8 protein-coding genes are annotated in these 11,263 nt (G+C 52.1%); all 8 read left to right on the top strand.

The annotated features are described in order from the left end of the window. Positions 1 to 113 precede the first annotated feature (113 nt). The 8 genes from SCARR_RS14325 to SCARR_RS14290 all read left to right on the top strand — a co-directional run bounded on the left by SCARR_RS14325 (position 114) and on the right by SCARR_RS14290 (position 11,263). On the top strand, positions 114 to 1,517 hold the full coding sequence (locus tag SCARR_RS14325; RefSeq protein WP_136062362.1) for a sulfatase: 1,404 nt from the start codon (positions 114 to 116) through the stop codon (positions 1,515 to 1,517). Between the two features lie 81 nt (positions 1,518 to 1,598). Next, positions 1,599 to 3,251: a sulfatase family protein gene (locus SCARR_RS14320; protein ID WP_168433315.1), complete on the top strand. Its 1,653-nt coding sequence runs from the start codon at positions 1,599 to 1,601 to the stop codon at positions 3,249 to 3,251. A 19-nt stretch (positions 3,252 to 3,270) separates the two neighbouring features. Next, a complete protein-coding gene (locus SCARR_RS14315) occupies positions 3,271 to 4,806 on the top strand; it encodes a sulfatase-like hydrolase/transferase (RefSeq protein ID WP_136062360.1) in 1,536 nt (511 codons plus the stop codon). Beyond that, the gene (locus tag SCARR_RS14310; protein WP_136062359.1) at positions 4,806 to 5,684 is read left to right on the top strand and encodes a carboxylesterase family protein; all 879 of its coding nucleotides are present in this window, start codon (positions 4,806 to 4,808) and stop codon (positions 5,682 to 5,684) included. Before SCARR_RS14315 ends, SCARR_RS14310 begins: the two co-directional genes overlap by 1 nt. Before the next feature lie 171 nt (positions 5,685 to 5,855). Next, positions 5,856 to 6,803 carry a family 43 glycosylhydrolase gene (locus SCARR_RS14305; protein ID WP_407984852.1) on the top strand — a complete coding sequence of 316 codons (948 nt, stop codon included), beginning with the start codon at positions 5,856 to 5,858 and terminating at the stop codon, positions 6,801 to 6,803. A gap of 292 nt (positions 6,804 to 7,095) precedes the next feature. Next, positions 7,096 to 7,845, top strand: coding sequence for a PEP-CTERM sorting domain-containing protein (locus SCARR_RS14300; RefSeq protein ID WP_136062357.1), 750 nt, complete (start codon positions 7,096 to 7,098; stop codon positions 7,843 to 7,845). A 272-nt stretch (positions 7,846 to 8,117) separates the two neighbouring features. After that, positions 8,118 to 9,551, top strand: a complete 1,434-nt coding sequence (locus SCARR_RS14295) for a sulfatase family protein (RefSeq protein WP_136062356.1) — start codon at positions 8,118 to 8,120, stop codon at positions 9,549 to 9,551. 236 nt (positions 9,552 to 9,787) lie between these two features. Further along, positions 9,788 to 11,263, top strand: a complete 1,476-nt coding sequence (locus SCARR_RS14290; protein ID WP_136062355.1) for a sulfatase family protein — start codon at positions 9,788 to 9,790, stop codon at positions 11,261 to 11,263.

The following is an 11,263-nucleotide window of genomic DNA, read 5'->3' as shown; positions in this document are numbered from 1 at the left end:
AGGGAATGGTGATTCGACTCTCGTTATAGGTAAAACGAAGAATAATCTTACTGCTTGTGTATTCATTTCCGCTGTAAAACACGGTTTCGGTACCCATTTGAATTAGGAGAAGAATGATGAAGAAACAGATGATGAAAACAACGTTGCTCATGCTGGGCGGGCTTCTGATGGCTGGCTCCGCTTCGGCAAAACCCTTGAATGTTCTGTTTATCACGATCGACGATTTGCGCCCGGAAATCGGCTGTTACGTTAATGACGAGGTCAAAACGCCGAACATCGACCGACTCGCAAAGATGGGCGTGAAATTTAATAAAGCCTACAGCCAGTATCCGGTCTGCAATCCGAGCCGTGCTTCTTTTCTGAGCGGTAAGCGCCCGGACGAGCTGGGCATTGTTTCCAACATGATTCCGCTTCGTGAAAAGTGGCCGGATATTGTCACGTTACCACAGCTCTTCCGCGAGAATGGTTATTTCACTGCGGGCATGGGCAAGCTGCTGCACATGGGGCTCGATGAAAACGGGTTGGCTACCCACTTTCGCGACGACCTTTCCTTTGAGCATCAGTTCAAGGCGCTGGATTCCTCTCCAAAGATTGGAAAAAAAGGTGAAGGCCGAAAGCTGGGCGACGGCTCCATTGTCTGGGCGTACTGGCGCGCCGCTGAAGGCGGCGACGAAGCCCAGCCCGACGGTATGCTCGCTGCCGAGGCCGTGCGCGTGTTGGAGGAAAACCATGACCAACCCTTCTTTATTGGCGTCGGCTTCCATAAGCCCCACGATCCGTTCGTGGCGCCGAAAGAATACTTTGAAGGCTACCCGCTGGATGAAGTGAAGCTCGCGAAAGAGCCGAAGGACCGCACTCCGCTACTTAGATACTCGTTGTCAGACAAAGACTTTTTTTCAAGCTTCACTGAGCAGGATCAGAAAGAGTTCAAGCGCGCGTATCATGCCTGTGTCACTTTTACCGATGCACAGGTCGGCAAAATCTTCGAAGTCATGGATCGGCATAAACTGTGGGATAATACCATTGTTCTGCTGATGGGCGACCACGGCTATCACCTTGGCGAGCGGGGCTGGTGGAACAAGGTTACGGTTTTCGAGTGTGGTGCGCGCGCCCCGCTGATGATGTGGGTGCCGGGTATGGAGTCGATGGGACAGGAGACCGACTCCGTTATTGAGTTCCTCGACATCTACCCGACCCTCGTAGATCTGTGCGGGCTGAAAGCGCCGCACGCGCTTTCCGGAAAAACCATGCGTTCGGTGCTGCAGAATCCTTCCAAAGATTGGAGAAAGTCGGCTTACACCCAGGTAACACGCGGTAATAAAATGATGGGCTACAGCGTGCGCGACGGACGCTACCGCTACATCCAGTGGGGCGTCAACGGCGAGGGCGGAGCCGAGCTTTACGATCACGAAAAGGATGACGGCGAATATTACAACCTGGCCGATCACCCAGAATATAAAAAGACTCAGAAGAAGATGGCCGCGTTGCTGAAAGATGGCTATCCGACCATTAAATAGTTAAACCACTGCACAGACGAAACTCAAATGACTGTCCGTGTTTTCTGTGTGTTTCGGTTCGAAAATATGAATGAGAAGCATATGAAACGAATTCTATTTGCATTGTGTTGTTTTGCGGTATGCGCAGTTGGTGCGCAGAAGCCAAATATTATTGTGTTCCTGACCGACGATCAGGACAAGGAATCTATCGGAGCTTACGGAGCCGATGTGTGGACGCCGAATCTCGACCGCATGGCGGAAGAGGGGATGCTGTTTCATAATGCCTTTGTGACGAGCACGGTCTGCACACCGTCGCGCTACAGCTTCCTGACCGGGCGTTATGCCAGCCGCTCCACTCATGATACGTTTCTGCATGCCTGTCCCGAAGGAACACAGGCCAACCCAGTCTTCAACGTCGGGCTTGAGCCGGACAACCTGAACGTTGGAGCCATGATGAAAGCCGAGGGCTACCGGACGGGTTATGTCGGCAAGTTTCACGCCAGCGGCATTGAAGGGCTTAATAAGCCGGAAGACTACGCCGCGTTCGGCATGGAGTTTTTGTCGAAAAAGGCAGCGGTATCGCCGGAGACGACTGAAATATTCCGCAAGAACGAGCTGGCCACTCGCAAACTGCTGACCGACCGCGGCTTCGACTGGGCCAAAAACGTTTACCTCGGCAACATGATAAAACCCTATGCCGATCACAATCTGGAATGGACCATTGATGCGGCTCTGGAATTTATTGAAGAGAGCAAAGACGAGCCCTTCTATCTCCACTTCTGCACCACGCTCGTCCATGGCCCGGATGCTGAGTGGTACAGGTCAATGCAGAACCCGCTGTTTTCCGGTGAAGGAGAGCTCGACGCCCCCGTTGAGCCGGAGGGCATGCTGAGCCGGAGGGAGATTCTGGCCGAGCTCGAAAAACGCGGGCTGAATCCCGAAGATGGGCACGCTGGCTATTCGTGGGTCGATGCCGGCGTCGGCGCGATTCTGAAAAAACTGAAAAAGCTTGGCCTGGATGACAATACGCTTGTCTTTTTCACGGCGGATCATGGCTCGCACATGAAGGGCTCGCTGTGGGATCTGGACGGCACCTGTGTTCCGTTTATTGCCCGCTGGCCGAACGGAATCAAAGCCGGTTCAGAAAGCCGGGATCTGATCCAGAGCATCGATATCGCGGCGACGGCTTACGATCTCGCCGGAGCTGAACTGCCCGAGGAATATCAACTGGATGGACACAGCCTGACACCGCTGTTCGGCGGAAAACCACCGGCCGGGTGGCGCGATCACCTCTATATCGAGCTCGGAACTGCTCGTGCGATTCGGACGAAAGAGTTCAAATACATCTCGATCCGCTATCCACAGGAGAAAGTGACACGAATGCAGCGGATTCCCAAAGAGCGTATGCTTGCGGAGCTCAGTCCGCTCGGACGGCTTGGCATCGGCGTGCGCGGTGCGGCCAATCCAAATTTCTGGTATGAAGACGGTCTGTATCGGATTGAGAAGGATCCGAAGGAGTTCAACAACCTTGCGGGCGATCCCGAGTATGCTCCCAAATTAGACGCGATGCAGAAGATTTTGATTGCTGAACTGGAGTCCATCGGCCGCCCCTATGGCGAGCTGATTCCCGGCGGGAATGCCGTGCCGCCCGGTCAGGTGGATGAACAGCTGGAGCTGGCCCGCCAATGTATGTTTCAGGGTAAGAATATTATCTTTCCCGGGGATGCGCCGGGGAACAACAGGAAGTCTGATTGAGAAAGTAAGGATTAAGTATATGAGAAATATTTGTATTGGTTTGTTTTGTCTGGTGTTTTCGGGGTTGGCTGTGGCGAAAACGCCGCCCAACATTGTGGTGATTCTTTCAGACGACCAGGGCTATGCCGACGTCAGTTATAACCCGTACAGCCCGCCGGAAGTCAGCACACCGAATATTGACAAGCTGGCGGCGTCGGGCGTGCTCTGTACGGACGGATATGCCTCCGGCTATGTCTGCTCGCCGACCCGCGCCGGCGTGATGACCGGACGCTATCAGCAACGATTCGGAATCTACACCGCCGGGCAGGGTGGTACCGGGATGCCGTTGGATGAAACCTGGATGCCGATGCACCTGAAGCCGGCCGGCTATACCTCCGGTGCGTTCGGCAAGTGGCACCTGGGTATTACCATGGACTATCACCCGAACAACCGGGGCTTTGACTATTTCTACGGCTTTATGGGGCGCGGTGCACATGACTACTGGGAGCACAGCCCGGACGCGGATATGAAATTCGGCGGGCCGGTCTACCGCAATCTAGAGATCCTCCAGAATGAAGAGGGCTACATGACGTCGCTCATCACGGAAGAGGTGGTCGAATTCATCAAACGTGAAAAGGATGAGCCCTTTTTTGCCTATGTGGCCTACAACGCCGTTCATGCTCCGCCGCAGGCTCCGGAAGAGGATGTTAAGCGCTATGACACCGGGAGCGAAACCCGCGACATTCTCATGGCCATGCTGTACCACCTCGACCTTGGCGTCGGCGAAATCGTCCAGGCGCTCAAGGATGCGGGGGTGTATGACAACACGATTATTTTCTATCTCAGCGACAATGGCGGAGCCAGTGCGGTGGAGGCAAACAATGCGCCGCTGCGCGGTATGAAACAGGACATCTATGAAGGTGGAACCCGCGTGCCGTTTATTGTGTCGTGGCCCGGGAAACTGAAAGCCGGGGCCCGATGCAATGTGCCGGTCTGGTCGACGGATATCCTTCCGACCTCGCTGGCCCTTGCCGGTGTTGATCTGCTGCCGGGTTCAAAGCCGCTGGATGGTAAAGACATCATGCCCGCTTTGACTGGTAAAACGGACCGCATTCACGATGCACTCTACTGGTGTTCCGGCAGTGACGGCAAATGGGCCGTGCGCCAGGGCGACTGGAAATACCTGTTCGATAAAGGCGAGACCGGGCTCTACAACCTGGCCGATGATCTTGCCGAAGAAAACAACCTCAAAGATGCTCATCCAGAAAAGTTCCAGGCATTGGAGAAATTGTACAATGACTGGTTTGAGCAGATGGGTGAACCGGCCAGCGGTTCCAAGCACTATGTAAAAAAGGCTTCAGGTAAAAAGGCCAAGACAAAGAAGCCTGCCAAAAATGCCGCCGACCCCAAGCCCGCTTCCAAGTCGAAGAAAGAGGGCGATCTCGGTTATGGCTTCAAGAAAGACGGAACACCCCGCCAGTTGCCGCCCGTAACCGGAACGCCGGAAGAAAAGAAAGCCAAGCGCGAAAAAATGCGCGCTGAAAAAAATGCGAAGAAGCAGAAGGAATCCGAGTGATGAGAGTGATGATCGCTATCATGCTCGCATCAATGGTTTGTTTGAGTGCCGAGGCTGCGAAGGAGAAAAAGAAAGCGCCGAAGGTGCCGGAACGCATTCTGAAGCTCTACGAACCGGCGGAGTATAAAGGCATGCCGTATCGCCTGATGAAGCCGGTTGATTTCGATCCATCCCAAACATATCCACTGATTCTCAGCCTTCACGGTGCGGGCGGAAAAGGAACGGATAATCTCAATAGCCTGAAGATCTGGACGGAATACCTTGCAGAGGACGGGCTCCGCAAAAAGCATCCCTGTTTTGTTTTGGTGCCGCAGATGGTGAAAGGCTGGCGGATATCCGGGGAGCAGCACGTGCCGACGCAGGCCGAACTCGATGGGCTGGATCCGAGCTGGGACAAATGGAAAGCGCGCTTCGCCGCCGGACCGAAAAACGTGGACAATGGTGCATTGTCGCTTTCGTTTGAGTTGATCGACCAACTCTCACAGGAATACAAAATCGATTCCGACCGCATTTATGTGCTCGGACATTCGATGGGCGGGTTCGGCAACTGGACGGCAATCTGGAGTGAGCCGGACCGGTTTGCCGCGGCCATCCCCTGTGCGGGCGGCCTGCCGCCGTGGTACAACTATGCCCGCTTCAAGGGTGTGCCGGTCTGGGCGTTCCACAGTGCCGACGACAACATTGTTTCCGTCGAATACACCCGTGCGATTTTCCAGGCATTGGAAAAGTGCAACGGCAATATGAAATACACTGAGCTCAACGGCGTCGGCCACGGCGCGCAGACTCCCGCCTTTTCCTATCAGGGTGATGCCGCGGGTGGTGGTGCAACCCGCACCGCGACCGACCGATGCGATACCACTGCAACTATCTGGGACTGACTGTTTTCCCAAAACCGACAAGAAGCAGTCTTCGTTCAAGGCTCGGAAAAATAAGGAAATGAAACCAAACGCAAAAAACTATGCGCCGAAAAAAGAAAAATAGAAAGTGGAGAGATAAGGATGAAATCATTAAGTAAGTCAGCACTCATAACCGCGGTACTCATTTCCGGAATGAGTGGGTTTGCGGCAGAAAATCGTGCGCAAAACCCGATCGTAACCCATATGTTTACAGCCGACCCGACGGCCCGTGTATGGGATGACGGCCGATTGTACGTATATCCTTCAACCGATGCATACCCGGCCATTGGTTGCTCTTTAATGGACGGCTACCATGTGTTTTCAACCGTTGATATGGTGAACTGGACCGACCACGGCGAGATCCTGCACTCGCGTGATGTGGAATGGGGACGGGAAGAAGGCGGTTTTATGTGGGCCCCCGATTGTATGTGTCGAAACGGAACCTATTACTATTATTTTCCTCATCCCAGCGCGACGGACCGTAAGACATCGTGGAAAACGGGGGTCGCGGTCAGCACAAATCCCGCATCGGAATTTAAGGTGAAAGGATATATTGAAGGGCTGGATCCTCTGATCGACCCGAATGTGTTCATTGATGACGATGGACAGGCCTATTTTTATCACGGCGGCGGACAAAAAGGCTGGCCGGTAAAGGGGGGGAAGCTGAAAGAAAACATGGTGGAGCTTGATGGTGAAATGCTGCCGATGGAAGGGCTCGAAGAATTTCATGAAGGACCGTTCGTGTTTAAACGCAAAGGCATTTATTACATGATCTACCCCGACCGTCACAGCGGAGAGCTTCCTAAGAAAGGAAACCAAATGCGCTACGCCATGAGTAAAAAACCACTGGGTCCTTGGGAATCTAAAGGAATTATGCTCGACCCGACGGGCTGCCATACATCACATGGTTCAATCGTTGAGTACAAAGGTAAATGGTATATGTTTTACCACAATTATGCGCTGTCCGGTCAGAACAACCTGCGTTCGATCTGTTTCGATGAAGTGTTTTTCAACGAGGATGGCACGATCCAAAAAGTCGTGCAAACCGGTGATCTCTCAAGAGGGAAGCATATGCCGGCTATTCAAAACTCCGCGAAATAACAATTGTCTACAATGACTGTGGTCAGCAAAAAGCCGGGGGTCCGGAGCCGCGCTTGAAGGACAGGATTAACGGGATTACAGGCTGTGGCTGAAGAACATCCTATTAATCCAATCCGGGCAAAAAAATCGCCTGTTTCGAAATAATCTGCGGTTTGGCGGGAATTGCCACTGTTTTGGCGGAAAAAACCAAGCCAAATTTTTCATAATATGGGAAAACGTTTCATTGATTGGGGATTCTTGTAGTCGGGGACCCCTTGATCGTTAGGAAGAAACCATAACAAAAGGAGATAAAATGAAGAAGGTTCGTATTGGTTTGGCAATGGCGCTCACCGCATTGCTCGCACAGGTTGAGGCTGATGTGTTGGTGGATATGCAGGAGTTCCTCCCGGCATCTAGCAGCCAAAGTGCCACATTCTCTAGTCTGGATGCAACGGTTGTGAGTAGTGGCACGAGTATCTCGAATATGGTCCCGTCGGGGTCGTTTTCGGCTTCTGATATGGGTTCTGCCGAAACCTTTGGAGTTACGGTTTCGGGCGCAGACGATTGGAACTATGCAACCGCGACTGGCCCTGGCAGCGTGAACGCCTATTTGAGTAGCCTGACCTACGTAGACATTTATGGGTCAAATAATGGCTGGGGGCTCTCAGCGAGCGCAACAAAAGAGGGATTTCTCGCCACTCCGGGCGAGGCGTTAGTTATGACCTTCGATCTCAGCGGGCTGACCGCGGAACATCAGTCGAATTTCCGGTTTAAGGGTCTAGGTTTTGGACGGGTCAAAGCAGGTATTGACTCTTATAATTACATGGTCATCGATGCTTCCGGGGACGTGATTACCGCATCGGCCTCCGGTGTGGACATCGATATTCTTTCTCTGGATATCGCCCTTAACGACGGCGACTCTTTGGTTATCGGCAATGAGACCTTCGATACTATGAGGTTAGCTGATTTTACGGTCGATGTGATTCCTGAACCGGCAACGTTGGGGCTGGTTGGGATGGCTGGTGCCGTTCTGCTGGGGATTCGCCGCAGACTCATGCTTTAAGGGAATGCGGGAAACGAGCAGGAAAAGGATAGTTTTCCTGTTTTAGGTCTTTTCAATCGCAACCTGATTTATTTAATCAGGTTGCGTTTTTTTTTCGGAACCGCGGCTGTTTCGAGCGAATCTGCTGTTTGGCGGAAACCGACACTGTTTTGGCGGAAAAACCCAAGCCGGATTTTTTATGATATGAGAAAACGTTAACTGGTTGGAGGGCTTCGCAGTCGGGGGCTCTGAAACTTTAAGGCAATGTGGACAACGAACAGGAGAATTGATTGATGTTAAAAGTACTTTTGGCTGGCGCTGCGCTGGCCACACTTTCTATTGCACCGGTTTTAGCGGAAGAGAAACCGAATTTTGTGGTTGTACTGGCGGACGATGTCAGCTGGTCAAGTTTTGGCTGTGTTGATTCGGGTTTATATACCCGCACTCCGAATATTGATAAACTCGCTACCCAGGGAGTGCGTTTTACGAATTTTTCATGCTCCGGGGCGATGTGCTGTCCTACGCGACATGAGCTTTATACTGGATTGCTACCCCCGAGCAGCGGTGTTTATGCTAATGGCAATGGACCTGCCGGAGACTATAAAAACATGGTCAATTATCTGGGAAATCTAGGGTATAATGTTGGTTTGACCGGGAAGATCCATTTCACCAGTAAATCACCGTTTCCAAAAGTTTCCGGGTTTACAGAAGGTGCTAATGAGAAAGCACCGACCTGGGAGCTGAGTGGGGTAAAACAGTTTATAGAAACCTCTCAGGCCGAGGATAAACCGTTTTGCATGGTCATTGCTTCGGTGCATGCGCATCACCCGTGGACGATTGGGGACGTATCTAATTTTCCTTTGGATAAGATTGTAGTGCCGCCTAATATGGTTGATGGCCCTATTACCCGTGAATGCCTGGCAAAGCACGCGGCGGAGGTCGAAGAACTGGATAATCAGGTTGGCGCGACGATGAAGCTGCTTGATGAGATGAAGCTGAAAGATAATACCGTATTGATCTTTTTGAGTGAGCAGGGAACGGCCATGCCGAACGGTAAATATTCGATCTATGATTATGGAACAAAGGCTTTATGTCTGGTGCGCTGGCCGGGGAAAATTAAGCCTGCTGTCACAGACGCGGTTGCCATGTATTGTGATATTGCTCCTACTTTGGTCGATATGGCCGGAGGAGAAGTTCCTGATGTTGACGGCAGTAGTTTATTTCCGGTGTTAAAAGGAGAAACGTCAGACCATCGTGAACATGCTTACCTGGTTCATCAATACGGCGGTTATACTCAAAGAGCCATTCGCAATAAAGAGTATAAACTTATTTGGAGCCCTAAGCAGGAGAATGATTACTATCTTGACGTTATGATGGGCTCTAGACACGGTAAGTTATTCGCCCAATCATGGATAGAATGGCTGGGAAAAGCCAAAACGGATCCTGATGCTCAAGCAAAAATCGACCGTGTGGTGAAGCATCCTGAGTTTGAACTTTACAACATCAAAAATGATCCGTGGGAGTTGGATAATCTCGCCAGCAACCCTGAATATTCTCAAAAAGTAGAGGAGATGCACGCACAGCTTAAGGCGGATATGGAAACGTTGAATGATTCTTTCTCAACTGAAGATCCCAAGCAGGCAAAAAAGGCCAAAAAGGAAAGTGCTGAGGAAAAGGGTGTTGCTGATAAAAAAACGGCAAGAAAAAAGAAGAAAAATAATAAATAATGGTGGTGAGGAATATTTTAAAAACGGTTGGTCTACTTGGCGTAGCAATAATGACCCGCGGTGATCTGTACGGTCGCGATCCAGGCGAGAAACCGCGCGCACGCGCTTGAACCGGGTGTTGGAAAACGCGCCACCCGCGCCGCCGGTCAAAGGCGGAAAGTCCGCGAAAGAACGTCCAATTCATCCTGACTGGAAAAATATCGTGAACCCGAATGATTGAAGGAGTAAGTAAGACTATGAAGCAAGGAATTAAATCACACGTTGCGATCGTAATCGCTGCGGCCTCGATATGCACGGCGGTCGTCGCGAAAGCGGAGCTTCCTAATATCGTGATCATTTTTGCCGACGATCAAGGTTATCAGGACCTTGGTTGCTTCGGCTCGCCCGACATCAAGACGCCGCGGGTCGATCAACTGGCCGCGGAAGGCATGAAGTTTACGAGTTTCATGGTGGCGTCTTCGGTTTGCTCGCCCTCGCGCGCCGCGATGCTGACGGGGTGTTATCCAAACCGCGTGGGCGTGCCGAGCGTCTATTTTCCGGACCGCGGTAAAGGCGGGCTTTCGCCAGAGCACGTGACGATCGCGGAAATGTTGAAGACCGTGGGGTACAACACCGCGGCCGTGGGCAAATGGCACCTCGGCGATGAAACGCAATATCTGCCGACGAATCAGGGCTTCGATTCGTACTACGGCATTCCTTACAGCAACGATATGTATCCGGCATCCACCATGAAATATGCGGACGACTGCCTGTTCCTCGAAGGACAGAGTCATGAAACGTTGAAAGAAGCCTTCGCCGGCAAGTTGCGCGGAGGGGGGAACCCGATTTCGATGAAAAACAAGGTGCCGCTCATGCGCGGCGAGGAGTGCATCGAGTTTCCAGCGGATCAGACGACGATCACGCGCCGGTACACAGACGAGGGCATCCAGTTTATTTCCGAGAGCGTGAAAGAGAAAAAGCCGTTTTTTCTCTATCTGGCGAATTCCATGCCGCACATCCCGTTGTATGTTTCTCCTGAATTTAAAGGGAAGAGCGAGCGGGGCCTTTATGGCGATGTGATCGAGGAAGTCGATTTTAACACCGGTCGTGTTTTGGATCATCTTAAAGCCTTGGGCATTGAGGATAACACCCTGGTGGTCTTCACCTCCGACAACGGGCCGTGGTTGATTCAGGGGGAAGACGGTGGAAGCGCGTTGCCGCTGTTTGAAGGAAAGATGACCACGTTCGAGGGCGGGCAGCGCGTGCCGTGCATCATGAAATGGCCGGGGCACATTTCCGCGGGAACCGTGTGCGACGAGCTGGCCTCGACCCTCGATTTGATGCCTACGTTCGCGAGGATCACTGGCGCGGCATTACCGACGGTTCAGCCGCTCGACGGAAAGAACATTCTCGATCTATTGACGGCAAAGGCGGGCGCTACATCGCCGCATGAGTTTTTCTTCTACGGTCAAGCTGCGGTTCGTCAAGGCGACTGGAAATACCATGCCAGAGAACATTTCAAGGTGCAGGAAACCGCTCGCGAATATAAAGGTCCGACGCTCTACAACCTGAAGGAAGACATTGGCGAAAGCAATAATGTCATTGATCAGCACCCGGAAATTGCCGAGCGCCTGCAAAAAGTTTTGGACAACAATCCGAATAAACGAATCGATGATGGAAAGGCTGCGAGCAAGAAGGATAAGCGGAAAGATAAGAAAAATAGGAAGAAGTAA

It is taken from the genome of Pontiella sulfatireligans (assembly GCF_900890705.1).
Lineage (GTDB): Bacteria > Verrucomicrobiota > Kiritimatiellia > Kiritimatiellales > Pontiellaceae > Pontiella > Pontiella sulfatireligans.
The sequence above is the reverse complement of the archived record's forward strand: the minus strand, read 5'-3'. Positions and strand labels throughout refer to the sequence as shown.

Excerpts from the sequence above, each read along its gene's own strand:
- SCARR_RS14300 (WP_136062357.1), top strand. The coding sequence starts at position 7,096 with ATGAAGAAGGTTCGTATTGGTTTGGCAATGGCGCTCACCGCATTGCTC.
- SCARR_RS14315 (WP_136062360.1), top strand. The coding sequence starts at position 3,271 with ATGAGAAATATTTGTATTGGTTTGTTTTGTCTGGTGTTTTCGGGGTTG.
- SCARR_RS14290 (WP_136062355.1), top strand. The coding sequence starts at position 9,788 with ATGAAGCAAGGAATTAAATCACACGTTGCGATCGTAATCGCTGCGGCC.
- SCARR_RS14310 (WP_136062359.1), top strand. The coding sequence starts at position 4,806 with ATGAGAGTGATGATCGCTATCATGCTCGCATCAATGGTTTGTTTGAGT.
- SCARR_RS14325 (WP_136062362.1), top strand. The coding sequence starts at position 114 with ATGATGAAGAAACAGATGATGAAAACAACGTTGCTCATGCTGGGCGGG.
- SCARR_RS14305 (WP_407984852.1), top strand. The coding sequence starts at position 5,856 with ATGAGTGGGTTTGCGGCAGAAAATCGTGCGCAAAACCCGATCGTAACC.
- SCARR_RS14295 (WP_136062356.1), top strand. The coding sequence starts at position 8,118 with ATGTTAAAAGTACTTTTGGCTGGCGCTGCGCTGGCCACACTTTCTATT.
- SCARR_RS14320 (WP_168433315.1), top strand. The coding sequence starts at position 1,599 with ATGAAACGAATTCTATTTGCATTGTGTTGTTTTGCGGTATGCGCAGTT.